Source organism: Alcanivorax hongdengensis A-11-3 (genome assembly GCF_000300995.1).
Classification (GTDB): domain Bacteria; phylum Pseudomonadota; class Gammaproteobacteria; order Pseudomonadales; family Alcanivoracaceae; genus Alcanivorax; species Alcanivorax hongdengensis.
This window is the reverse complement of sequence record NZ_AMRJ01000005.1, coordinates 62,381-85,986: the sequence shown is the minus strand read 5'-3', so window position 1 is coordinate 85,986 and position 23,606 is coordinate 62,381. Positions and strand designations below refer to the sequence as shown.

Annotated in this window: 22 protein-coding genes; 9 read left to right on the top strand and 13 right to left on the bottom strand. The window is 62.3% G+C overall.

The annotated features are described in order from the left end of the window. Positions 1 to 3 precede the first annotated feature (3 nt). From A11A3_RS05410 to A11A3_RS05380, 7 genes are all read left to right on the top strand, one after another. Positions 4 to 354 carry an ArsC family reductase gene (locus A11A3_RS05410; RefSeq protein ID WP_008928262.1) on the top strand — a complete coding sequence of 117 codons (351 nt, stop codon included), beginning with the start codon at positions 4 to 6 and terminating at the stop codon, positions 352 to 354. Positions 355 to 370: 16 nt separating this feature from the next. Then, complete coding sequence (gene dapD / locus A11A3_RS05405) at positions 371 to 1,396, top strand: 2,3,4,5-tetrahydropyridine-2,6-dicarboxylate N-succinyltransferase (protein WP_202802670.1); 1,026 nt, start codon at positions 371 to 373, stop codon at positions 1,394 to 1,396. Between the two features lie 115 nt (positions 1,397 to 1,511). Beyond that, a complete protein-coding gene (gene dapE, locus A11A3_RS05400; RefSeq protein ID WP_008928260.1) occupies positions 1,512 to 2,645 on the top strand; it encodes a succinyl-diaminopimelate desuccinylase in 1,134 nt (377 codons plus the stop codon). 79 nt (positions 2,646 to 2,724) lie between these two features. Then, positions 2,725 to 2,925, top strand: coding sequence for a DUF1656 domain-containing protein (locus A11A3_RS05395; protein ID WP_008928259.1), 201 nt, complete (start codon positions 2,725 to 2,727; stop codon positions 2,923 to 2,925). 26 nt (positions 2,926 to 2,951) lie between these two features. After that, on the top strand, positions 2,952 to 3,833 hold the full coding sequence (locus A11A3_RS05390) for an efflux RND transporter periplasmic adaptor subunit (RefSeq protein WP_008928258.1): 882 nt from the start codon (positions 2,952 to 2,954) through the stop codon (positions 3,831 to 3,833). Next, on the top strand, positions 3,817 to 5,898 hold the full coding sequence (locus tag A11A3_RS05385) for an FUSC family protein (RefSeq protein WP_008928257.1): 2,082 nt from the start codon (positions 3,817 to 3,819) through the stop codon (positions 5,896 to 5,898). The genes A11A3_RS05390 and A11A3_RS05385 overlap by 17 nt, the downstream gene beginning before the upstream one ends. A gap of 95 nt (positions 5,899 to 5,993) precedes the next feature. Further along, a complete protein-coding gene (locus A11A3_RS05380; protein ID WP_008928256.1) occupies positions 5,994 to 7,595 on the top strand; it encodes an aldehyde dehydrogenase family protein in 1,602 nt (533 codons plus the stop codon). Positions 7,596 to 7,730: 135 nt separating this feature from the next. Here A11A3_RS05380 and A11A3_RS05375 read toward each other — a convergent pair whose 3' ends face one another. Continuing rightward, the gene (locus A11A3_RS05375) at positions 7,731 to 8,603 is read right to left on the bottom strand and encodes a Dyp-type peroxidase (protein ID WP_008928255.1); all 873 of its coding nucleotides are present in this window, start codon (positions 8,601 to 8,603) and stop codon (positions 7,731 to 7,733) included. 207 nt (positions 8,604 to 8,810) lie between these two features. Between A11A3_RS05375 and plsB the strand changes: the two genes are divergently transcribed. Continuing rightward, a complete protein-coding gene (plsB, locus tag A11A3_RS05370) occupies positions 8,811 to 11,318 on the top strand; it encodes a glycerol-3-phosphate 1-O-acyltransferase PlsB (RefSeq protein ID WP_008928254.1) in 2,508 nt (835 codons plus the stop codon). 29 nt (positions 11,319 to 11,347) lie between these two features. Here the strand turns inward: plsB and A11A3_RS05365 are convergent, their stop codons facing one another. The 6 genes from A11A3_RS05365 to yoaA all read right to left on the bottom strand — a co-directional run bounded on the left by A11A3_RS05365 (position 11,348) and on the right by yoaA (position 17,003). Beyond that, entirely contained in the window at positions 11,348 to 11,899 is a 552-nt protein-coding gene (locus A11A3_RS05365) for an outer membrane protein (RefSeq protein ID WP_370695892.1), read from the bottom strand. Between the two features lie 530 nt (positions 11,900 to 12,429). Next, positions 12,430 to 13,152 (bottom strand): class I SAM-dependent methyltransferase, encoded by a 723-nt coding sequence (locus tag A11A3_RS05360; protein WP_008928252.1) that lies wholly within the window; start codon positions 13,150 to 13,152, stop codon positions 12,430 to 12,432. Next, a complete protein-coding gene (locus A11A3_RS05355; protein WP_008928251.1) occupies positions 13,140 to 13,937 on the bottom strand; it encodes an undecaprenyl-diphosphate phosphatase in 798 nt (265 codons plus the stop codon). Before A11A3_RS05355 ends, A11A3_RS05360 begins: the two co-directional genes overlap by 13 nt. An 8-nt stretch (positions 13,938 to 13,945) precedes the next feature. Then, complete coding sequence (locus A11A3_RS05350) at positions 13,946 to 14,380, bottom strand: acyl-CoA thioesterase (RefSeq protein ID WP_008928250.1); 435 nt, start codon at positions 14,378 to 14,380, stop codon at positions 13,946 to 13,948. Next, positions 14,377 to 15,054, bottom strand: coding sequence for a tRNA (adenosine(37)-N6)-threonylcarbamoyltransferase complex dimerization subunit type 1 TsaB (gene tsaB, locus A11A3_RS05345; RefSeq protein WP_008928249.1), 678 nt, complete (start codon positions 15,052 to 15,054; stop codon positions 14,377 to 14,379). The genes A11A3_RS05350 and tsaB overlap by 4 nt, the downstream gene beginning before the upstream one ends. Next, the gene (gene yoaA / locus A11A3_RS05340; RefSeq protein ID WP_008928248.1) at positions 15,051 to 17,003 is read right to left on the bottom strand and encodes a DNA repair helicase YoaA; all 1,953 of its coding nucleotides are present in this window, start codon (positions 17,001 to 17,003) and stop codon (positions 15,051 to 15,053) included. The genes tsaB and yoaA overlap by 4 nt, the downstream gene beginning before the upstream one ends. Before the next feature lie 126 nt (positions 17,004 to 17,129). Between yoaA and A11A3_RS05335 the strand changes: the two genes are divergently transcribed. Further along, on the top strand, positions 17,130 to 17,678 hold the full coding sequence (locus tag A11A3_RS05335) for an NTP transferase domain-containing protein (protein WP_008928247.1): 549 nt from the start codon (positions 17,130 to 17,132) through the stop codon (positions 17,676 to 17,678). Between the two features lie 52 nt (positions 17,679 to 17,730). Here the strand turns inward: A11A3_RS05335 and A11A3_RS05330 are convergent, their stop codons facing one another. The 6 genes from A11A3_RS05330 to A11A3_RS05305 form a co-directional block, all read right to left on the bottom strand. Next, the gene (locus tag A11A3_RS05330) at positions 17,731 to 18,117 is read right to left on the bottom strand and encodes an SCP2 sterol-binding domain-containing protein (protein ID WP_008928246.1); all 387 of its coding nucleotides are present in this window, start codon (positions 18,115 to 18,117) and stop codon (positions 17,731 to 17,733) included. A 146-nt stretch (positions 18,118 to 18,263) separates the two neighbouring features. Continuing rightward, positions 18,264 to 19,787 carry a Na/Pi cotransporter family protein gene (locus A11A3_RS05325; RefSeq protein WP_008928245.1) on the bottom strand — a complete coding sequence of 508 codons (1,524 nt, stop codon included), beginning with the start codon at positions 19,785 to 19,787 and terminating at the stop codon, positions 18,264 to 18,266. After that, entirely contained in the window at positions 19,780 to 20,598 is an 819-nt protein-coding gene (locus tag A11A3_RS05320) for a polyphosphate kinase 2 family protein (RefSeq protein WP_008928244.1), read from the bottom strand. The genes A11A3_RS05325 and A11A3_RS05320 overlap by 8 nt, the downstream gene beginning before the upstream one ends. A gap of 102 nt (positions 20,599 to 20,700) precedes the next feature. Next, positions 20,701 to 21,990, bottom strand: a complete 1,290-nt coding sequence (locus A11A3_RS05315; protein ID WP_008928243.1) for an ammonium transporter — start codon at positions 21,988 to 21,990, stop codon at positions 20,701 to 20,703. A 10-nt stretch (positions 21,991 to 22,000) separates the two neighbouring features. After that, positions 22,001 to 22,339, bottom strand: coding sequence for a P-II family nitrogen regulator (locus A11A3_RS05310; protein WP_008928242.1), 339 nt, complete (start codon positions 22,337 to 22,339; stop codon positions 22,001 to 22,003). Positions 22,340 to 22,627: 288 nt separating this feature from the next. Further along, on the bottom strand, positions 22,628 to 23,497 hold the full coding sequence (locus A11A3_RS05305) for a tetratricopeptide repeat protein (RefSeq protein WP_008928241.1): 870 nt from the start codon (positions 23,495 to 23,497) through the stop codon (positions 22,628 to 22,630). Positions 23,498 to 23,606 lie beyond the last annotated feature (109 nt).

Below are 23,606 nucleotides of genomic sequence, written 5' to 3'. Positions count from 1 at the left end.
AACATGGAACTGACCGTCTTCGGTATCAAGAATTGCGATACCATGAAAAAGGCCATGAAGTGGCTGGACGATAACGGCATTGCCTACCACTTCCATGATTACAAGAAGGAAGGCGTGAACACACAGGCCCTGCGCCAGTGGATCGACACCCTGGGCTGGGAAACCGTGATTAACCGTCGTGGCACCACCTGGCGTAAACTAGACGAGGCCCTGCGTGACAGCATGGATGCCGACAAGGCCATGCAGGTGGCCCAGGACAACCCGTCCATCATCAAGCGCCCGATCCTGCAGAACGACAGCATTCTCACCGCCGGCTTCAAGGCCGACGCGTGGCAGCAATTACTGAAAGGTTGAGAGGACCCCCATGAGCATTTTCGCACTGGCCCTGGGCTGTGGCACCAAGAACCGTAACGATCAATGGCTGGAAGTGTTTTACCCGGACCCGGCCCTGAACCCGGACAGCAAACTGCTGGAGGTAATCCGCGAAGAGCTGGGCTACCAGGGGGGCAATGCGGCCATCGAGCTGACCCACCGCCAGGTTCAACATATTGCCCGCGAATGGCGTGACGCCGGCTTCGAACATGAAGCCAGCTATGCCGTGGCCTTTCAGGAAAGTGATCGCCCGGTGGTCTGCACCGTGCTGGAAACCGATGCAGAGCCGGCTTCCACCCCCGAGGCCTACCTCAAGCTGCACCTGATTTCCCATCGTCTGGTCAAACCCCACGGCGTTAACCTGTCCGGCATGTTCCCGCTACTGCCCAACGTGGCCTGGACCAATGAAGGCGCGGTGGACCTGGAAGAGCTGCCCGAGCGCCAGCTGCTGGCCCGCCTCAACGGCACCGTGCTGGAAGTGAACAGCGTCGACAAGTTCCCCAAGATGACCGACTACGTGGTGCCCAGGGGCGTGCGTATTGCGGATACTTCACGGGTGCGCCTGGGCGCCTACGTGGGCGAAGGCACCACCATCATGCATGAGGGCTTCATCAACTTTAACGCCGGCACCGAAGGCCCGGGCATGATTGAAGGCCGCATCTCCGCCGGCGTCTTCGTCGGCAAGGGCTCCGACATCGGCGGCGGCGCCTCCACCATGGGCACCCTGTCCGGCGGCGGCAACATCATCATCTCCCTGGGCGAAGGCTGCCTGCTGGGCGCCAACGCCGGCACCGGCATCCCGCTGGGCGACCGTTGCACCATCGAGGCCGGGCTCTACATTACCGCCGGCTCCAAGGTGCAGCTGCTGGACGACAAGGGCGAGATCGTCGACACCGTCAAGGCCCGCGATCTGGCCGGCAAATCCGACCTGCTGTTCCGTCGCAATACCACCAACGGCGCCGTGCAGTGTCTGACCAACAAGAGCGCCATCGCTCTCAACGAAGAGCTGCACTCGCACAACTAAAGCACCACGCCCAGACTGCCATCTGTGGGAGTGTGCTTGCACGCCAATAGCACCGGCTTCGCGTGCAAGCACGCTCCCACAGGGACGACCTTAGCCATCGATACTTGGAAGCCCCATGTCCCGCACTCTCGACTACACCAAGGAACTGATCCGCCGCCCCTCCGTCACGCCGGATGACCAGGGCTGCCAGGACTGGATGATCGAAAAGCTGCAGGCCCTGGGCTTCCAGTGCGAAACCCTGTGGTTCGAGGAGGTGCGTAACCTGTGGGCTCGCCGTGGCAACAGCGGCCCCCTGTTCGTGTTTGCCGGGCACACCGATGTGGTGCCCACCGGCGACAAGGGCGCCTGGAAACATGATCCGTTTACTCCCACCCAGGATGGCGACTTGCTGTACGGGCGTGGCACAGCGGATATGAAGGGCTCCATCGCGGCGATGCTGGTGGCCATGGAGGAGTTCGTGGCCGAACACCCGGACCATGACGGTAGCCTGGCGCTGCTGATCACCGCCGACGAGGAAGGCCCGTCCGTGAACGGTACCGTCAAGGTGGTCGAGCACCTGCAGGCCCGTAACGAACAGATCGACTACTGTCTGGTGGGCGAGCCCTCGTCCACCGATACCGTGGGGGATGTGATCAAGAATGGGCGCCGCGGCTCGCTGGGCGCCCGCCTGGTGGTCAAGGGCATTCAGGGCCATGTGGCCTACCCGCACCTGGCCCGCAACCCGGTCCACGACGCCGCTCCGGCGCTGGCGGAACTGGCCGCCACCGAATGGGACCAGGGCAACGCCTTTTTCCCGGCCACCAGTTTTCAGATCTCCAACATCAACGCCGGCACCGGGGCCACCAACGTGATTCCGGGCAGCTGCGAGGTGATCTTCAATTTCCGCTTCTCCACCGAACTCACCGAAGCCATGCTGCGTGAGCGCACCGAAGCGATTCTCGACCGGCACGGCCTGGACTACGAGTTGCAGTGGACCCTGTCCGGCCAGCCGTTTCTCACCGACCGCGGCGCGCTGGTGGATGCCGCCGTGGCGGCCATCGCCACCGTCACCGGCCAGGACACCGAGCTGTCCACCGCCGGCGGGACCTCCGACGGGCGTTTCATCGCGCCCACCGGCGCCCAGGTGGTGGAATTGGGGCCGGTGAATGCCACCATCCACAAGGTTGACGAGCACACCTCGATCAGTGAGCTGGATACCCTCACCCGTATCTACCGCCAGCTGCTGGATAATTTGCTGGCCGCCAGCTGAAAAATCCCCAAACAGCGGGTGCCCCCTGCCCCGCAGACCGCTACCATGGGTCATCAAGGATCGTTGATGGCGAGGGGCCATGTGGCTTCGTGAAATGACACTGGGCGGCCTGCTGTTCAGCCCGCTGCTGGCATTTGCCCTGGTGGGCCTGGTGCTCACCGGCCTGACCCGTCTTGCCATCCATCGCCTTAACGGCCAGCAATGGCTCTGGAAAGATGCCTGGTTCTACGTGGCACTCTTTGTCTGTTACAGCGCCCTGGCCCTGCGGCTACTGGGCTGACCGACCACCTCTGACGGCAAGGGACCATGCGACTGTCACTGCGAATTCTGCTCACCGTTGTCATCGTTATCGTCGCCATACTGGCCGGCACCTGGGTCTGGCATTATTACCTCTATGCCCCCTGGACCCGTGACGGGCGCATCCGCGCCGAGGTCATTACCCTGTCCCCGGATGTTTCCGGCTGGGTGCGCCAGCTTGATGTCAGCGATCATCAGCGGGTAGAGAAAGGCCAGCTGCTGCTGACCATTGATGACAGCCACTACCGCGCCCAGGTGACCAAGTCCCGGGCCGAGCTACAGCACCAGCAGGTGGCCAGCCGCCTCAGCCAGCACCAGTACCAGCGTCGCAAACAGCTGCGCGCCAATCACGCCATCAGCCAGGAAGACCTGGATACCGCCCAGATCCAGGCGCAGCTGGCCGAGGCCAATGTGGCCATCGCCAGTGCCCAGCTGGACAGTGACGAACTGAATCTGGCGCGCACACAGATACATGCGCCGGCCGCCGGCAGCATCGTCAATCTCAACCTGCGCGCCGGGAATTACGTCACCCGGGGCACACCGGTGATGTCACTGGTCAGGGAAAACAGCTACTACGCCACCGGCTATTTCGAGGAAACCAAGCTGGATGGCATCCACATCGGCCAGAAAGCCAGGGTCATTCTAATGAATGGTGGCCATGAGCTCAGCGGCCATGTCAGCAGCATCGGCACCGCCATTGCCAATGCCAACACCCGCACCGACAACCAGCTCCTGCCCCAGGTGCAGCCGTCGTTCAACTGGGTACGTCTGGCCCAGCGCATCCCCGTGGACATTACCCTGGACACCCTGCCCGACCACGTCATTCTGGCCGCCGGCATGACCGCCACCATCCGTCTCGAGACGGCCCCGCACGATGATGACGGCGCTTGATCCACGCCTGGCGGTGTTCCTGACACCGCCACGCAGCAGCGTGCTATTTGCCCTCAAAGGCATCATCGCCATGACCCTGGCGCTCTATCTGGCCATGCTCATGCAGCTGGAGCGTCCCTACTGGGCGCTGATCTCGGCGGTCTTCCTGCAGGTGCGCCCGGAAACCGGGCTGGTGCTGGAAAAGGGGCTCTGCCAGATCGTCGGCACCCTGATCGGCGGCGCCGTGGGCATTGTCATCCTCGCCAATCTGATGCCCTATCCTGGCCTGGCCATCGCCGCCCTGGCCCTGTGGCTGGCCTTCAACGCCGGCGCCTCCGCCTGGGTTCGCCAGGCCAACTTCATTTACGGCTTCGCCATGGCCGGCGTCACTGCCACCCTGATCGTGGTGCTGTCGCTGGCCATCGGCGACTCACTGACCAGCGCCCAGGTGTTCTCCCTGGCCAGCGCCCGCATCAGCGAACTGGGCCTGGGGGCAGTCTGTGCCACCCTGGTCAGTCACCTGCTGTGGCCGGCCCATGTGGGAGACCTGCTGATCGGCCATTCCCGTGACGCCCTCAACCAGACGCTGGCCTATCTGGAACTGGAGCTGGACCCCGCGGGCAGCCACCACCAGCGCCACGCCCGGGCCGATACGTTGTTGCAGAGCGTCTTCGCCCTCAACGATGACAGCAGCGCGGTGAGCTACGAGGGCCAGCTGGGTCAGGGGCAGGCCCGGGCCGCCAGTGTGGTGTGCCAGAAAATTCTCGCCCTGGTGGCGCGTATCCGGGTCTTTGCCCGCCTCAAGCGCAACCACCAGGATCTGATGACACCGGCCCTCGAGCAGCTCCATGAGCAGATGCGTGACGGCTTTCGCCAACTGCGCGAAGCCGGTTCCGGCGAGGAAGGTGTGCAGCTGGGCCAGCGCCTGCGTCAACAGCTGCGCCAGGCGGAAGACGCCCAGAGCGACGATGCCCCGCCCCTGCAGAAACGTTTCTTCCAGGTTAGCCAGAACCTGATCGCCGATCTGATTGTGGCCCTGGAAGCCAACCGGGCCCTGGCCCGACATGATCAGACCCTGCTGCGCGCCAACCGCCTGCAACCCTATCGTGATCCGCTGCTGGCCCTGGCCGTGGCGCTGCGCAGCGCGCTGGTCTTTCTGGTCGCCGCCGGGCTGTGGATCGGCACCGCCTCTTCCTCGGCCATTTTGCTAATGGTGATGCCGGTCATCTTCACCATCCTTTTTGCCCGCCTGCCAGCACCGGAGCTGGTGCTGCAGAAAGCGGTGATCGGTGCCCTGATTGCCCTGCCCACCGGGCTGTTCTTCACCCTGCCACTGCTGGCGGCCAGCAGCGGCGATTTCCCTCTGCTGGTGATGCTGATGGGCGCGCCGCTATTTCTCGGCCTGCTGGCCATCAGCGACCGGGCCACCATGGCCTACGGGCTGGGCTTCTGCACGCCCTTCATCATTCTGGTGCGGCCCGGCAACAACATGGCCTTTGCCATGGACCAGACTCTCAGCAGTGGCCTGGCGGTCACCCTGGGCATCATTCTCGCCTATTTGATGTTCCGCCTGATCACGCCGCCCAGCGCCGGGCTGATGCGTCGTCGCCTGCTGGCCAGTATCGCCGATGACCTGGCGCGATTGGCCAACCCGGCCTATCACCATAGCGAACAGTGGTTTAACGGCCGCATGGCCGACCGGCTGCGACGGCTGGCCGAATGCGACAAGGTGCTGCCGCAGGAACAGCGTCACTATACCGACCTGGGCCTCACCGCCCTCAACCTGGGCCAGGTGTCACGCTGGCTGCAGGGGCGCCTGGAAAGTTACGCGGACGCGGCGCTGGTGCAGGCCGGCCAGCACTGGCAGCAAAGCCTGGCTCGGGCGTTTCGTGCCTGTGCCCGCGGCGAAACCGACCCGGACTTCGCCCGCGCCTGCGCGACCCTGCTTGATCAGCTGGCGTACAGTCAGCCGGACGCCGTTCACCGCCGGGACCTGATTGACGGCGCGCTGGAGCGGCTGGTATTCACCTTCCAGCGACTGGCCGGTCGCATTGCAGGCACAGACGCCGCCATCAACAACGGATAGACTGTGTGTCTACAGCTTGTATGAGCCCTGTTTTCAGACCCCGATGGATTGACCACGGGCAGGCCGCCCTGCCCGGAATGATGAAGAGAGACATCATGACCGCACAACAAACCCACACCCCCAAGGTGGTGCTTGATACCAACCCGGCCACCGGTACCGCGGTGGCCGAGCTGAACGAAACCGACCTGGCCACGCTGGGCGAGCGCATGGCAAAGGCCCGGCAGGCACAAGCTGTCTGGGCGGCCAAATCCTTCAAGGAACGCGCCCGCCATATTCGCATGATGCGCAGCTATATCGTTGACCGGGCCGAGGATCTGGCTCGCACGGTGAGCGAGAGCAACGGCAAGACCCTCACCGATGCGCTGGCCACCGAAGTGCTGCCCTGTGCCCTGGCCTGCCAGTGGTACAGCAAGAACGCGGAAAAGGCCCTCAAACCGCGCATGCGCCCCACCGGCAGCCTGCTTTTCTTCAACAAGCGCACCCAGATGATGCGCGTGCCGCTGGGCGTGGTGGGCATTATCAGCCCCTGGAACTATCCGCTGTCCATTCCCTTCGGTGAGATCGTCATGGGCCTGATGGCCGGCAACGCCATTTTGCTCAAAGTCGCCGCGGCCACCCCGTCCGTGGGTCGCGCCATCGAACAGATCATCGCCGCCGGCGAACTGCCCGAAGGGCTGTTCCAGCATATTGTCGGCTCCGGCAGCAAGGTGGCCACCGGCTTCTTCGAAAACGGCATCGACAAGCTGTTCTTTACCGGTAGCGTGCCCGCCGGCAAGACCCTGATGGCCCAGGCGGCAGACACTCTCACGCCGGTATCCCTGGAGCTGGGCGGCAACGACCCGATGATCGTGCTGGACGATGCCGACCTGGAACGGGCCACCAACGGCGCCGCCTGGGCCGGTTATCAGAATGCCGGGCAGAGCTGCGGCGGTGTGGAGCGGGTCTATGTGGTCGAGGCCGTGTACGACGCCTTCGTGGACATGCTTGCCAAGAAAACGCGCCAGCTACGCCACGGCGTCGGCTGCAAGGGCTTTGATGTGGATATCGGTAGCTTGACCACCGCCGGCCAGCTGCGCACCGTGCAGCAACACCTGGAAGATGCCCTGGCCAAGGGGGCACGGATCGAGGCCCAGTCGCGCCCGGTGGGCGATGTGGATAACGGCTTCTTCTTCCCCGCCACCCTGCTCACCAATGTCAACAACGACATGCTGACCATGTGCGACGAAACCTTCGGCCCGATCATCGCCGTACAGAAGGTCGCCAACGAGGAAGAGGCGCTGCAGCGGGCCAATGATTCCAACCTGGCGCTGACCTCCTCGGTATGGACCCGCGACCGCAAACGCGGCCGCGCCCTGGCCGCCCGACTGGAATCCGGCGTCACCACCATCAATGACCATCTCTACAGCCACGGCCTGTCCGAAGCCCCCTGGGGCGGCTGGAAGGAGTCCGGTATCGGCCGCACCCACGGCTTCGAAGGGCTGGAGGAAATGAGCCAGGCGAAGATGGTCAACTGGGATCTGCTGCCGGCCAAACGCAACCTGTGGTGGTATCCGTTTGACCAGGCCACCTACAAGGGACTGCTCAACGCCCTGCGCTTTGCCTTTCCGGCCGGCGCTGGTCAGTGGCTATCTGCCTCACTGAAGCTGACGCCCTTTTTGCTGGGCAAGATGTTCAGCAAGTGGAAAACCGGCGACTGAGCAGAGAGCCAACTCACAGGCACAACGCAAAACAGCGCGGTCATCACCGCGCTGTTTTGCTATTGGGGCCTGTTTACCCCCCAACACCCGCCGATCCAGGCATAAGGAGCCTGCTAACCAGGCCAGCGTGCGTTTTCAGCGGGCCAGGGACGCCAACCATTCCTGACTGGGGGCATACCACCAGGAGCTCATGGCCGGGCGGGTGTAATCAAGCAGGCGGTCCACCACCGCATCGTCGGCAATACCGTACATGCGTCGCATCAGATAATCGAAGCGATCCAGCTCGCAGCTGAACGCCAGGAAATACAGCCCATGCTCGGTGGTAGTGCCATAGGGTACCGATCGGCGCCAGATCTTCTGGGCAACGCCGTCACGGTCAACGTCTACCCGACCCACGTGGGCATTGGCGGGCATGCGCTCGTCATCGAACTCCACCGCATCGGCCTTGGTACGGCCGATCACGTTCTCCTGTTCCGCCACCGGCAGTTTGTTGAATGATGCCAGGTCATGGTTCCACTTCTGGCCCAGCACCCAGCTGCCACCGGCCCCCGGATGCGGCTCGGGAATCATCGCCGCCTGCAACGCCCTGTCGCCGGTGGGGTTGCCGATACCATCCACAAAACCGGTCAAGTCACGCATGTCGTGGTAGACAAAGCCGGTAAGTTCGAGCTGACTGGCCAGGCTGTCGCCGATCAGGTTACGCACCGCCATGCCACGGTCAAACAGGTCGGCCCGATCACGGGCCTGCACCCAGACAAACAGATCCGACTGGGTGGACGGAATGTGCCCATCCAGGGAAAAACCGGGGAAATCGAATTTGCCACCCAGCTCGCGCCACAGGCCCGGCCCAAACGCCAGCAGTACCGGCATATTGTCATCACTGATATCGACCAGGGCCGCCAGGGCCCCGCGAACGGCCGCCAGGTCCGAGTTACTGCCCAGACAATATTCAAAAAACAGATGATGCTGGTAACTACGATCAAAAATTCCCGCCTGATGTGTCGACACGGGCCTCTCCCCTGTTCAGCAAGTCAAAATTCATCAATCCCCAGTGTAACAGCAAATCCGAAGCGGCCGGGCCGGGATTTTTACCGCCCCGTTCCCCCCGCGCCGGGGCGACAGGCCACCATTTTGAAACAAATTGAAATATCCGCTGGTGTCCCCATTATCCGGCTTTAGATACACTTGCTGCACACTGACTACCCTTGCGACCCTATGAATTTCTGGTTTGGCCTTGACCGCCTTGCGTTTTTTGTTGTCCGCGTCTTTTTGCGGCTGTGCACCCGTGCCAACGCACTCCCCACGGACCCCAAGGAGCTGCAGCTCAATCCGGATATTCCGGTCATCTATGTGCTGCGTGATCGCTCCGCCGCGGATGCGGCGGTGGCGGACCAATCCGCCCGGCGACTTGGCCTGGCCCCGGCGCTGGCCGGCATGAATGTGGGCAAGACCCACCTCAGTCGCAGTTACTTCCACCTTTATCGCCGCCAGTTCAGTAATGGCCGCCAGCGCACCGCCCTGTCCCCCGCCCGGCTGGAAAAACTGGTCAAGGCCCTGCAGGACGACCCGCAGGCGGATGTCCAGCTGGTGCCGGTGTCCGTGTTCTGGGGCCGCCGCCCGGAGAAGGAAAGCTCCCTGTGGCGCATCATCTTCTCGGACAACTGGTCACCGGCGGGTTTCATCAAGAAATTCTTCATTATTCTCACCCAGGGTCGCCAGCTGTACGTACAGTTCAGCAAGCCCATGTCCCTGCGGGCACTGGTGGACCGTTGCGAGCGTCAGAAACAACAGCAGGTGGTACGCAAGGCGTCCCGCATTCTGCGTGTGCATTTTCGCCGTCAGCAGGAAGCGGCCATCGGTCCGGACCTGTCCCACCGCCGCACCCTGTCCAGCAGCGTGGTGGACTCTTCCACCGTGCGTGCCGTGATCCGCGAGGAAATGACGCGCACCGGTGAAAAGGAAGAAAAACTGGAAGCCCAGGCCCGCCGCTATGCCCTGGAAATCGCCGCCGATTACTCCCATACCGTGATCCGCTTCCTGGAGCTGATACTCAACTGGGTATGGAACCGTCTGTATGGCGGTATTCGTCTTTACAACATGGACAACCTCACCGAGGTCGCCGGTGACCACGAGATCATCTATGTGCCCTGCCACCGCAGTCACATCGACTATCTGCTGCTGTCGTTCGTCATGTACCGCAACAATCTGGTGCCACCGCACATTGCCGCCGGCATCAACCTGAACCTGCCGGTGGTGGGCACCATCCTGCGCCGGGGCGGCGCTTTCTTCATGCGCCGCAGTTTCCGTGACAACCCGCTTTATGCCGCGGTGTTCAGCGAATACCTGCACACCATTACCGCCCGCGGTTTCTCCATCGAATATTTCGTCGAAGGTGGCCGCAGCCGCAGCGGCCGCATGCTCAAGCCCCGTACCGGCATGCTGGCCATGACCGTGCGCAGCTATCTGCGCGATGCCCGCAAGCCGGTGGCCTTTGTGCCGGTGTATATCGGTTACGAGAAGGTGATCGAGGCCGGCTCCTATATCGGTGAGCTGCATGGCAAGAAAAAGCAGAAGGAATCCGTGGGCGGCCTGATGAAGTCCCTGAGCATTCTGCGCAGTCACTTCGGCCAGGTACATGTGAACTTCGGCAAACCGATCAAACTGAGTGATTACCTGGATCAGCACAACCGGGACTGGCGCAGCTGTGAAGTGGCCCCCAGTGACACACCGCCCTGGTTCAAGCACATGATCAATGAGCTCGGCCAGGAAGTGGTGGAGTCCATCAATGCGGCGGCGGTGGCCAACCCGGTCAACCTGATGAGTCTGGCCGTGCTGGCTTCTTCCAAGCACACCATGGATCTGCAGCAACTGCGTCAGCAACTGCAACTCTACATCGAGCTGCTCAAGCAGGCGCCCTACAGTGATACCGCGGCCATCGCCAATACCGACGCCGATGCCATCATTGATTACGGGCTGGAAAACGAATTCCTGGAGCGCATCAAGCACCCGCTCGGCGATGTGGTCACCACCGATGAAAAAACCGCCCTGCAGATGGCCTACGTGCGCAACAACAGCCTGCACCTGTTCATCCTGCCCGGCCTGATCTGCTCACTGTTCATGAATGCCCGCAGCATCAACATCGATGTGCTGCAGCGCATGATACAGCTGCTCTACCCCTTCCTGCGCAATGAGTATTTCCTGCACTGGCAGGATGGCGAGGAGCTGGCCGCGGCGGTGGATCGCATTCTGGTGGTACTGGAGCAACAACAGCTGATCAGTCGCAATGACAACTGCCTGCATGGTGCCCCGGTGCACACCCATGAGTCCGACCTGCTGTCGCACCTGGGCCAGACCGTCATGCCATCCCTGGAACGTTATTACCTGACCATCCGCCTGCTGGTGCAATACGGCAGTGGCAAGCTCAATAGCGACCAGCTGGGTGAACTGGCGCATCAGACGGCCCAGCGTCTGTCGTTGCTGTACGAATTCAACTCACCGGAATTCTTCGACAAGGTGGTACTCAAGCATTTTATTGCCCAGCTCTACAGCACGGGTCTGGTGATGACCGATGATCAGGGCGCCCTGACCTTTGATGAGAAACTGCAGGCTCTGGATGACGAAGCCCGACGTATTCTCAGCCCGGATATCAGTGATGCCATCCAGCGGGTCACCCGGGTCAGCAACCCGGAAGCCTTCAATCCCAGCGAGGAACCGGCGGCCTGATGCCTCCGCCCCCGTCACCCGGCGGGGGCTCAGAAGCGGTAAAGCATGGCCAGGGAATAGGTAAAGCTGGCCAGATTCAGTTCCAGCCCTTCGGCAAAGGGAACAGTGACACCTTCTTTGTAGGCCCTGTCGGCGGTGGTCACGGACCCCGGGTCCAGATAGAAAATGGACAGATCCGCGCTGCAACGCCGCGCCAGCCACACCATCACCCCGCCGCCCACCCGGAACGCCCAGTCGATGTCGTCACTATCATCGACGGTGGCGCTGGTGGTAGGGATCTGCGTGCTGACATCCTCAAAGTGATTGACGCCCAGCCCCAGGCCGGCGCCCACATAGGGGTCGAGCTGGCCGGCCCCGCGCGTATCGCGGAAGTGGAAATAGCCGTTGACCATCAGGGTGCGACTGTAGGCACTGGCACTGACCGTACCCTGCACGGTGGAACCCCGGGTATAACTGATGCGATCGGTATCCTCGCTCGCCAGGCCATAATCCAGCGACAACTCGGCGCGAAAATTAGGTGTGACAAAATACCCTGCGGCCAGCGACACGCCATCGGCGGCGCCGGGATCATAATTGTTCAGTGAAATCTTCGGATAGCCCAGATGCTTGATGGACAGATCCTGGCAGGGGCTTGCTCGTACTACGAGGATAGCTGCTGTTGAGCCCCAAAAGCTGCCAATCTAGGCATGAGAAGTGAAGTTTGGTTGCGCCAAATGAGCGACGAATAACAACGAGTGGCGGCTTTTGGGGCTCAACCCGAAGGGCTGATCCCTTTTCCCATCCAGCAGCGCCAACCGCTGTTTATGTAGAATAACTACACGACACACCGGCTGACGTTACTGGATGAAAAAATGAATTCAGCAGAAGCCATCCTCCTAGTACGAGCAGGCCCCGCAAATCCGAATAGGCATAACCGAGTTTCACGTAGGCGTCCGCCATGGCGCCCCCGGGCAGGCAAACCCAGAGCATCCCCCAAATACACCACTTCATCGTCGTTCTCCTTGAAACAGTGATGCTGTTATCAATACAACGATTTCGGGGAATCAGGCCATGGAGAACGTCAGGGGCGCCGCCAATATTATTCGTCCGGTTGAGATAACCGTCTCAAGCACTAGCCGCGCGGATAGACATCGAAACGTACCGCCTTGCCCTTCTGGCTGAAGCCCGGCGTTCGGCCCGCCAGCAGCGGCGCCCGTGCAGGGCGCTTGACGATAACGCGCCGGGCCGGCAGCGACAGCGCCCAATCCATCAGTCGGCGTTCCTCATCCGCCTGCGGGTAGGGACACAGCCATTGCAGCCATTGCAGGTCCTTTTTCACCGCCGCGCTTTTTTCCCGGGCGGGGAACATGGGGTCCAGGTAAACCGCATGCAGCGGCTCGGTGGGCTGCGCCAGGGCGTCCTCACAGGGCAGCAGGAGCATCCGCTCGGCCAGTGAGGGGGCCCGGGCCAGACCATCGGCCAGTAACGCATGAACAACCGGTGAGCGTTCGCACAGCAGCACTTGAAACCCCGCCATGGCCATCAGGGCCGCGTCGCGGCCCAGGCCCGCGGTGGCGTCCAGCACCGTGGTCTGCGCCTCACGGGGTTTGCCCAGGGCCTTGATCAGCCGTTCGTGACGCACCCGCTCATGGCTCAGACGATAGCCCTGTTTGCCCTCATTGAATTCCACCGCCAGCGGCGTTTCCTGGCCACCGGGGCGCCACAAACTCAGGCGCCCCTCATGCATCCCCAGCACCAGCGCCAGCTGGCGTGACCGTGCCTCGGCATCATCACTGACCGCCACCCCCGGCAGTGACGCCGGACACCCCGGCAACAGGCCAATCAACTCAGCCATAGCAGCAAACCGGCACCCAGCAGCAAACGATAGATAACGAAAGGCAGCATCCCCACCCGCTCCAGCAGGCGGATAAAAAAGACGATGGTCAGGTAGGCGGTGACGGCACTGACAACCACGCCCAGGGCCATCAGGGTCCAGTCCACCGGCTGGGGCTGCGCCAGCAGATCACGGCTTTTCAGCAAGGCCGCACCCAGAATCACCGGCACCGACAGCAGAAAGGAAAAGCGGGCCGCTTCCGTGCGCCGTAACCCCAGCGCCAGGGCCGCAGTCATGGTAATACCACTACGCGAAGTCCCGGGGATTAGCGCCAGTGCCTGGGCCAGGCCGATCAATAGCACTGACCGCCAGCCAAGCTGCTCCAGGCCACGTTGCTGGCGCCCCCAGGCGTCAGCCATCCACAACAGCGCGCCAAACACCAGGGTGGTAGTGGCAATGACCAGCACCGAGCGCAGGTTGTCCTCGATCCAGCGATCACCCAGCAGGCCCGCCAGCACCGCCGGCACGGTAGCCAGTGCCACCCACAGGGCCAATCGCAACGGTGGATTCATGCGCCGCTGCTGCAATGCCCGGCCGGAGCCGACGAGCATGTCGTTCAGATCACGACGGTAGTAAAACACCACCGCCATCAGGGTGCCCAAATGCACCGCCACATCAAACGCCAGCCCCTGATCCGGCCAGCCCAGCAGGCGCGATGGCAGAATCAGATGGGCGGAACTGGAGATGGGCAGGAACTCGGTCAGCCCCTGTATCAGTGCCAACACCAGGGCCTGAAAAACATCCATGTCGATTCCTATTCCTGGGCGGTGACCTTGTAGCCCTGCAGAAACTCCGGTGGCATACGGCGGGGTTTGCCGGAATCCAGGGCCACACACACCCAGCGGGTGCGGCCACGCAACAGGGTCAGACCATCGCTCTCACGAACAATCTGATAGCGGCGGGTAATACTGATGCGGTTATCGTTATCGACGATCCAGGTGCCGATCTGCAGCGTCTCGCCTTCAAAGGCCGGCGCCAGGTAGTCCACTTCCGTATGCCGGGCCACCATGCCCCGGTTGAGATGCTGGTAGATATCCCAGCCCAGCCCCAGCACCCGGGTATGGTCCCAGGCGATTTGCTCCATGAAGCGCAGATACTCGGTGTTGTTGACATGCCCCATCACATCGATGGCTTCCGCCGGCACCGTCACCGACAACACATGCACATTGGGCAAATCCCAGTTAATCATCTGACAGCTCCCTGAATCACCTGATCACGCAAATATACCGGCTGGGCCTGCTCGGCACGGACCACCTCACCGCGTACCACTTTTGCCCTGGCCAGCCTGGCAATGGCAGAGGCACGCGGGTGCACCTTGCCTTCCAGTCGCAGGGCCCCGTATTTTTCTTTCAGTGCCTCGTCATAAACCGCCCCGGAACCGGCCACCAGCCATTCGCCAGCGGGCAGGTCCGGCAGGCCATGGGGGTCGAACAGTCCGTCGGCCACCACCGTCTGTAAGCTATCTTCAATACGACGGTAGGCGCCCAGATAGAGTTCGCCCATGCGGGCATCAAACGCTGCCAGGATATCGCCATGGTCAAACTGGTCAGCGGCGGTCAGTGCGCAGGCGGCCAGGGTGGAAATACCCACCACCGGCAGATCCGCCGAGAATGCCAACCCCTGAGTCACCGCCGCCGCCACACGAACCCCGGTAAAGGCACCGGGGCCATGGCCGAAGGCAATGGCATCCAGCTCCGGCAGGCGCACGCCGCCCTCGGCCAGAACCTGTTCGACCATGGGCAGCACCCGCTCGGTCTGACGGCGCGGCGCCGACTCGAACTGCTCGATAATGTCCCCGTCCGGGCCCATCAGGGCCACGGAGCAGGTTTCTCCCGCGGTTTCCAGTGCAAGAATTCGTGTCATGTTTCCAACGGCGTTGTCACCTCGCCCGCTTGCCGGGCCAGGTAGTCAAAGAAACGGTTCACCACCTCCAGTTTACGGGTGCGCGTCATGTTTGGCAGGCTATTGACGAACAATTTTCCGTAACTGCGTGTGAGCAGGCGGGGATCGGCCACCACCAGCAGGCCGGTATCCCGGGGGTCGCGAATCAGACGCCCGGCGCCCTGGCGCAGAGCCAGTACCGCCTGGGGCAACTGGTAATCGCGAAACGCATTGCCGCCGTTGCGGTTGATGTGCTCAATGCGGGCAGCAGCCACCGGGTCGCCCGGCGACCCGAACGGCAGCTTGTCGATGATCACACAGCTGAGCGCCTCGCCGCGCACATCAATGCCCTCCCAGAAACTGCTGGTGCCCAGCAGTACCGCATTGCCCTTTTCGCGAAAACCGTCCAGCAACTCGCGGCGGCCGGCCTCGCCCTGCACCAGCAACGGAAAATCAATGCGCGAACGCAGAATGGCGGCGGCCTCGCGTAGCGCCCGGTGGCTGGTGAACAGGAAAAAAGTGCGCCCGCCGGCGGCATTGATTACCGGGATCATGGCCTCGGTCAGGGCCGCAGTGTAGGACGGATCATTGGGGGCCGGCAGCCCCTCCGGGGCATAGAATACGGCCTGGCGCTTGAAGTCGAACGGGCTTTCCAGCCTCAGGGTACGGGCATGGTCCAGCCCCAGACGCTTCTGGATATGCTCGAAACGCCCGCCCACGGACAGGGTGGCGGAGGTCAGTACCCAACTGCACGGATGTCGCTCGCGCTGGGCACGCAACTGAGCGGCCACCGACAACGGCGTGCTGTGCAGCACCACGGTCCGCTTGAACGTTTCGAACCAGTAGACCCGATTAGGTTGCTCGCCTTTCAGGTAGGCAGCCAGGCAGTCCACCTGATCACTGGCGCGTCGGGCACAGGCTTCCATGCCTCGGCTGGCCTTGGCCTGGGGGCCCAGAAACATTTCCAGTTCACGCAGGGCGTTGAGCAGATCTTCGCCGGCTTGCTGAACCGTATCCTTGTCCACCACCTCCGACCAGGGCTCACGGCGTTCGCCCTCCCCCAGGCTCAGGCGCAGGTCCAGGCAGCCTTTTTCCAGCGACGCGATGATCTGATTGAGCCGCACCAGATCGGCGGCGGTTTGCCCGGCCTCGGAAAGGCTGTCGCGTCCCAGTTCCTGAATCTGCCGGGTGCTGATGGTATCGGCAAAGAACACCGCCGCGATTTCCGGCAGCTGGTGAGCCTCGTCAAAAATGACCGTATTGGCGGTGGGCAGCAGCTCGGAGGCCGAGGCATTACCGCGCAGGGCCGCATCGGCGAAAAACAGGTGATGGTTGACCACCACCAGATCAGCCTCCTGGGCTTCCTTGCGCGCCTTCATCAGCGGGCAATCCTGGTAGCTGGGACAATCGGTGCCCAGGCAGTTGTCGGCGGTACTGGTGACCCAGGGCCATACCGGGGCGTCTTCGGGAATCTGTTGCAGCTCGGCGATATCCCCGGTGCGGGTGCGACTGGCCCAATGGGCCACGACCTGCATCTGACTGACGGTTTCACGGGTGAGGAAACGGGCATCTTCCTGGTGTAACGCCAGGCGGTAGGGGCACAGATAGTTGGCACGCCCTTTCAGCAGTGCCACCTTGCGCGGCAGTTTCAGGGCCTTGAGTACCAGCGGCAAATCCTTGAAGAACAACTGATCCTGCAGGCTCTTGGTGCCGGTGGATACCAGCGTCGGCCCCTCTGACAATAACGCCGGCACCAGATAGGCCAGCGTCTTGCCGGTACCGGTTTCCGCCTCGACCATGAGTGTGCCGCCCTCGTCGATGACCTTTTCCACCGCCTCGGCCATGTCCAGCTGTGGCTCGCGGGGTTGGTAACCAGGCAACAACGGCGTGAAGCGAGACAGGTCGGTAAGATAATTACGGGCGTCAGTCACATCTATTCCCAGGGCCGAGGATGCACCGCATACTCAACGCTACCACACAGTGCGTTTATCAGTGCCGCGCAGAGCATAGCCGATCCGCCCGCTGAACCCAACGCACAGCGGCCAGAGAGAGCCAATATGCAAGACTATACCCTGATTGTGCTGGCCGGTGGCCGGGGCACCCGCATGGGGGGCGCGGACAAGGGGCTGGTGACCGTGGGCGACCACCCACTGGTACTGACACTGATCACCGCCCTGACACCACCGCCGGTGCGCGTGATCATCAGCGCCAACCGCAACCAGCCAAGCTACGCCCAGTGGGCCGATCAAGTGGTCAGCGATCTGCGCGACGACTTTCAGGGACCACTGGCCGGGCTGGAAGCGGCCCTGGCCATTGCCCACGGGCCCTGCGTCTGCCTGCCCTGCGACCTGCTGGCACCGCCCGCTTCGCTGATTGCGTCGCTGCTGGCCCCCCTGCGCCCGGGTCAGCCCTGCGTGGCTCGGGACCCGCAACGACTGCAACCGTTGTGCCTGAGTTGCTGCGCATCGGACGATTACCGTCAGACCCTTGGCCACTACCTGGACAACGGCGGTCGCAGCGCCCGGGGCTGGCTGGCCAGCTACCCTCACCAGACCGTCACCCTGGATCAACCGCTGGACAATCTGAACCACTTACCCCAGCCCTGATACAACAATGCCCGCACGGGGCGGGCATTGTCACAAGGCGGGAAAGCCGTTATCAGGCAGTCACGTCCTGGATCTGCTTCATCAGGGCAACCTGATCCGCGGACGGTTGTGCCGTCTGCAATGCCATCAGTTTGCTCATGTCACCTTCGATACGAATCTGGCCGCTCATGAAGCCCTGCATCCCGGCGGACTGGTCGCCTTCGATGAAGATACGCTTGGCCAGATCCGCCGGCAGAATCATGGTGGTCGCCGCATCGCCGTGGTGACCTTCCTCGATCATGCCACCCACCAGGGCCAGTTCCTTGTCACCCGCGTCACCGCTGACAGTGATGTTGATCACCAGGTCCGCCAGCGCGGCCGGGGTTTCCACCTCACCGGCGCCGTCACGGATTTCCTTCACCTTTGCAAACCACTCGTCAGACAGAAATTCCAGGCTCATTGTTATCTCCTTGGTTGTAGTGCGCCTCGTCACCCGGGGATTGCACCGCAGCCCCCTATTCAAACGGGCGTTCGAAACTTTCCTGTACCTTATAGAAAGGCCGCAGGGGTGACAATAGCCACCACCGGTTCCGGCGGGACAAAAGCTCAGGGCGGCGAAACCCGGGTCGCTCGCAGCCAGTGGCGGCCGCACTCATCCACCTCCCGGGCCAGATTCAGCAGGCTGATGCCGTCATCGCTGGCGGCCTGTAAATGCCGATAGGCCAGTTCATGCAGGGCCGTCATGGCCCGATGGTGTGACGCCTCATCGGGCACCTCGCCCCCTTCGGAAAACACCGCCAGCACACTCTCGCGCAGACGCGCCGCCACCGGAGCAAGCCGCGCCGAACGGCTGTGCTGCAAGCGGGCAAAATCCTCCGCCACATCCTTCAGGGCCTTGGCCGCATAGACCGACTCGCTGATTTGCAGGCGCAAACGCTGGATTCGTTTGGCCTGCAGCGAACTCATGGGCAGCTGCTCCAGCTTCTGGAAGGCCAGTGCCAGGCGAATTTCCTCATCGCGAATGTCCCGGTAGCTCTGCAGGAAAGGCTCCGCGTTACCCCTGCTGGCAAAGCCCTGAGCCAGCTGGCGGACATTGTTCACCAGCTTCTCGCAGGCGCTGGTCAGTAGTTCCAGGGCCGCATCCAGGGTTTCCGGGCGAACCGCTTCCAGCAACATGGGACGATTTGCCGCTGGCAGGCGTGCCTCAATAAAGGCGGCCATTCGCCCCAGCAACGGCACAAACACCACGATACCCAGGGCATTGAAGGTGGAATGAAAACCGACCAGCAGGATCAAGGGGTCTTCGATGCCACTCCAGCTTGCCACCCGTGGCCACAGTGGCATGATCAGCAAAAAGGCCAAAATGGCCGTGGCCAGGTTATAGATGACATGGAACAGGGCCACTTGCCGCTTGATACGCGGCCCCTTGATGGCACCCAGCAACAAGGTGCTGGTGGTTCCCAGGTCCGCGCCGATCACCAGGGCCAGACCATCATGGAGGCTGATCATCTGACTGTTCAGCGCGGTCAGGGCAATCAGCATGGTCGCCGACGATGACTGGATCACCGCCGTCACCACCACCCCGACCAGCAGATAGACCAGTGGTGAATGCCCTTGCAGCGCCGTGACATCCACCGCCTGGGCCAGCCCCTCGGTGGCCGTTTTCATGGTATCCAGCCCGAACAGCAACAACCCCAGGGCGAACAGCAACACACCCTGTGAACGCCAGCGCCCGGCCGGCAGCAGCACCGACAACAAGGCGCCAACGCCGGCCAGCGGCAAGCCGGCACTGCCCAGTGACAACTTGAAGCCCAGCAGTGTTACCAGCCAGCCGGTGGCCGTGGTGCCCAGATTGGCGCCCAGCATGATGGCCATGGCCTGGCGCAGGTCGAGCATGCGCGAGGACACCAGCGCCAGTACGATCAGTCCCACCAGCGAACTGCTCTGCATCAGGGCAGTAACCAGACACCCTACCCCCACACAGCGCAGCGGCGTGCGGGTGGCGGAGCGCATCCACCGGGCCACCGGCCCGCTGATCAGATGTTCCAGCGCGGTTTCCAGCTGCTGCATGGCATAAAGGAACAACCCCAGCCCGGTAATTGCCATGCCCAGCGATACGGTCTCAGTCACCGCCCTTCTCCAGCTGCTCGATATATTGTTCGATGCAGGCGGTGTTTTCCTGCGGATAGGACGGCGCCAGCGCCTCCAGAATGTCGGCCAGCAGGTGGCCGACCTGGCGGCGAGCTACTTTCTTGTCGTCATTGGCGACGATATGCCAGGGCGCCTGCACGGTATGCGTGGCGGTCATCGCCTCGTTGAGCATCATCAGGTAACTGTCCCGGGCCAGCCAGCTCTGCACATCCGCGGGCTCGAATTTCCAGCGTTTACGGGGCTGGCGCAGCCGCTTGAGCAAACGCAGGCGCTGCTCCTCGGCCGACGTATTCAGCCATATCTTGATGATACGGGTGCCCTCGTTATGCAGGTGCTGCTCAAAGGCATTGATTGCCTGATATCGCTGTGCCCAGTCCGGCTCGCGGGGGCACTCGGGTGACGGCCACAGTCGCTCTGACAGTACCGCCTCGTAATAACTGCGATTGAAGGCCACCACCTGCCCGCGGGCTGGCAGATGCCGCCACAGACGCCAGAGAAAGTCGTGCTGCAACTCCTCTCCCAGCGGACGACGGAAGGAGTTGGCCCTAAAGGCCGCCGGATCAAGGCCCTGGGCCAGCGTGCGAATCAGGCTGTCCTTGCCAGCCGCGTCCAGCCCCTGCACCACCAGCAGCACACTGTAACGGCCACCGGCAAACAGTCGCCGATGGTATTCAGCCAGGCGTTCCAGGATGGTATCGAGATGAGGAAGGTGACGATGAGAAGTGCGCGTCGGCAGGCGCCGAACATCCAGAGGCCCCTTGCGTGGCCAGCCGTAGGCATCCAGTTCCATGTGCACTCCCCGGGTCAAAGAATAAGGAGAGCATAAACGCAGCGGGGGAAAAGAAGTAAGGGCTCCGGAGGAGCCCTTATCTCAAAGCCTGTTCACCCTCAATCAGAGGTCGTAACCGCGCTCTTCGTGGAGCACGATATCCAGACCTTCCGTTTCTTCATCGGAGCCCACGCGCAGCGGCGCGAACAGGGCGATCACCTTGAGCAGAACCCAGGTCACCACGGCGGTGTAGACAAAGGTCGCCAGCGCGCCCAGGGCCTGGACACCGACCTGATCCAGCATGGTGTATTCCGGCTTGCCAAAGCCCACACCGGAGAAGGCGCTGCCCAGCTGGCCGGAGGCAAAGACACCCACCAGCAGCGTGCCCAGGATGCCGCCCACGCCGTGCACCGGAAACACATCCAGGGAGTCGTCAATCTGCAGCTTGTGCTTGACGAACAGTACCATGTAGAAACAGATGACACCGGCGGCAATACCGATCACCACAGCCGCCGCCGGGCTGACAAAGCCGGAGGCCGGCGTAATGGTGCCCAGCCCCGCTACCATGCCGGTGGCAATACCCAGCGCCGAGGGCTTACCGAACTTCTTCCACTCCATCACCATCCAGGTCAGCGAACCGGCCGCCGCGGACAGGTGGGTCACCAGCATGGCCATGGCCGCATCGCCATTGGAGGCCAGCGCCGAGCCGCCGTTGAAACCGAACCAGCCGACCCAAAGCATGCCGGCACCGGTCACCGTCATGGTCAGGTTGTGCGGCATCATTCCCTGATGCGGGAAGCCCTTGCGGTTACCCAGCACGATGGCCGCCACCAGCGCGGCCACCCCGGCGGTGATATGCACCACAGTACCGCCGGCGAAATCGTACATGCCCAGCTGGGCCAGCCAGCCACCGCCCCAGACCCAGTGGCAGACCGGCACATAAACGCCCAGAAGCCAGAGAGCAGAAAACGCCAGCATGGGGCCGAAACGCATGCGCTCGGCGAAAGCCCCGATGATCAGTGCCGGAGTAATGATGGCGAACGTCATCTGGAACAGGCCATGCAGGCTCTTGGGCAAGGTGCCTTCCAGGGTGTCGCGGGTGATGTTGGCGAAGAAGGCATTATCCAGACCACCGATCCAGGCATTGACGCTGCCACCATCGGAAAAGGCCAGCGAGTAGCCGCACACCAGCCACAGCAATGACACCACGCAGGTAATGGCAAAACACTGCATCAGCACCGACAGCACGTTCTTGGAACGCACCAGGCCACCATAAAACAGGCTCAGACCCGGCAGCGTCATGAACAGTACCAGCGCGGTGGCGGTCATGATCCAGGCGCTGTCGCCGGTATCCAGGCCGTCGGCCATGGCCAGCGACGGCAGCAAAGACAAGGCAATAATCCACTTTTTCATTATGGGTTCCTCAGAGGGCTTCGGAACCGGTTTCACCGGTACGGATTCGAATGGCCTGCTCCAGGTCGGAGACAAAGATCTTGCCGTCTCCAATCTTCCCGGTGGCCGCAGACTTGAGAATGGCCTCGATGGCCTGGTCCAGCAGTTCTTCGCGAACGGCCAGCTCCAGCTTTACCTTGGGCACGAAATCCACCACATACTCGGCGCCACGGTACAGCTCGGTATGGCCTTTCTGGCGGCCGAAGCCCTTCACTTCGGTAACGGTCATGCCCTGAATGCCCACCTGGGCCAGCGCATCGCGTACATCATCGACCTTGAACGGCTTGATCACCGCGGTCAGCATCTTCATTCGATCTCTCCTTCGGGGAGGTTCCTGGTCCTGTGCACCAGCAGCAAGCATGCCACCAAAACGCACCGCCACGGTGCATACAAGAATCAGGCCAATGATTTCGCTTTTTTAAATCAGTGGGTTAGCTGTAACTCTGGCCATTTATGCACAATAACAATGCATAAATGGCGCAAGATGCACCATATAAATGCATTCTCGAACGCCATAATGACGCAGCCATGATCCGCGGACACAAAAAAAGCGCTGCGGCGCACCACCGCAGCGCTTTCAGGCCATGCCCGGCAGGAATCAGTAGAGATAGTTGAACATCTTGCGGCGGTATTCGCTGGCCAGCGGGTCCCCCTTTGGCAGGCATTCAAAAACCTCCAGCAGGGCACTGCGCGCCACCCCGTCACGGTAGCTGCCGTGATCACGCAACAGCTGTAGCAGGGCCTCCAGCCCGGCTTGGAACTGCCCGGCGGCGGCGGCCTGCAAACCATAGGCATAAAGGTCATCCGGCGTGGCGTCCTGCGCCAGACGCCGGCTCAGTTCGGCAAGCGGCTCACTGTCACCGGCCAGTTTCTCCAGCAAGGCAAACCGGGCACGGAACGGGCGCAGTACCTCCACATCCTCGGTCACTTCCGCCAGGCAGGACATGGCCTCGTCACGGCGCCCTTCGCCCAGCAGGTATTCCACCAGCAGGGCCCGAAATGCATGCTTGTCCGGGCTTTCCTGCAGCATCTGGCGCAGCGCCTGCTCGGCCTGCTCACCGTGCCCGGCCTCCATGGCCATACGCACCTGCTCGAGAAAGCTTTCATCCTGTTGCTGCTGGGCCGCTTCCGGGTCAACCACCGGCGCCAACCACTGGCGCAGGGCCCCTTCGGTCTGGGCACCGTCCAGCTCACTGACCAGCTGCCCCTGATAGACCAGTTTCAGTGATGGCAGGCTGCGCACCCCGAACTGGCTGGCAATCATCTGCTGCTCATCGGCATTGACCCGGGCCAGCACCACCTTGCCCTGGTATTCATTGACCAGCTTTTCCAGCAGGGGCGCCATCTGCTGGCAGGGCTGACACCAGCTGGCCCAGAAATCCACGATCACCGGGATCTGGCGGGACTGTTCCAGCACCTGCTGGATATTCTGTTCGGTGACATCAATGATGAAGCTGTTCTGCTGCACCGCCGTAACTCCTGAAACTGCGAATGAGGCGCCAATTGTACGCCATGGATGATCCAAAATGTCGAGTTGACGGCTTACACTCGAGCCGGGGAGACTGTGTAAAGACTGG

Coding starts and splice junctions, on each gene's coding strand:
- A11A3_RS05355 (WP_008928251.1), bottom strand. CDS start 13,937: ATGGATGTTTTTCAGGCCCTGGTGTTGGCACTGATACAGGGGCTGACC.
- A11A3_RS05310 (WP_008928242.1), bottom strand. CDS start 22,339: ATGAAGATGCTGACCGCGGTGATCAAGCCGTTCAAGGTCGATGATGTA.
- A11A3_RS05330 (WP_008928246.1), bottom strand. CDS start 18,117: ATGAGCCTGGAATTTCTGTCTGACGAGTGGTTTGCAAAGGTGAAGGAA.
- A11A3_RS05320 (WP_008928244.1), bottom strand. CDS start 20,598: ATGGAACTGGATGCCTACGGCTGGCCACGCAAGGGGCCTCTGGATGTT.
- plsB (WP_008928254.1), top strand. CDS start 8,811: ATGAATTTCTGGTTTGGCCTTGACCGCCTTGCGTTTTTTGTTGTCCGC.
- dapE (WP_008928260.1), top strand. CDS start 1,512: ATGTCCCGCACTCTCGACTACACCAAGGAACTGATCCGCCGCCCCTCC.
- A11A3_RS05385 (WP_008928257.1), top strand. CDS start 3,817: ATGATGACGGCGCTTGATCCACGCCTGGCGGTGTTCCTGACACCGCCA.
- A11A3_RS05380 (WP_008928256.1), top strand. CDS start 5,994: ATGACCGCACAACAAACCCACACCCCCAAGGTGGTGCTTGATACCAAC.
- A11A3_RS05335 (WP_008928247.1), top strand. CDS start 17,130: ATGCAAGACTATACCCTGATTGTGCTGGCCGGTGGCCGGGGCACCCGC.
- A11A3_RS05390 (WP_008928258.1), top strand. CDS start 2,952: ATGCGACTGTCACTGCGAATTCTGCTCACCGTTGTCATCGTTATCGTC.
- A11A3_RS05315 (WP_008928243.1), bottom strand. CDS start 21,990: ATGAAAAAGTGGATTATTGCCTTGTCTTTGCTGCCGTCGCTGGCCATG.
- A11A3_RS05410 (WP_008928262.1), top strand. CDS start 4: ATGGAACTGACCGTCTTCGGTATCAAGAATTGCGATACCATGAAAAAG.
- A11A3_RS05395 (WP_008928259.1), top strand. CDS start 2,725: ATGTGGCTTCGTGAAATGACACTGGGCGGCCTGCTGTTCAGCCCGCTG.
- A11A3_RS05350 (WP_008928250.1), bottom strand. CDS start 14,380: ATGATTAACTGGGATTTGCCCAATGTGCATGTGTTGTCGGTGACGGTG.
- A11A3_RS05360 (WP_008928252.1), bottom strand. CDS start 13,152: ATGGCTGAGTTGATTGGCCTGTTGCCGGGGTGTCCGGCGTCACTGCCG.
- tsaB (WP_008928249.1), bottom strand. CDS start 15,054: ATGACACGAATTCTTGCACTGGAAACCGCGGGAGAAACCTGCTCCGTG.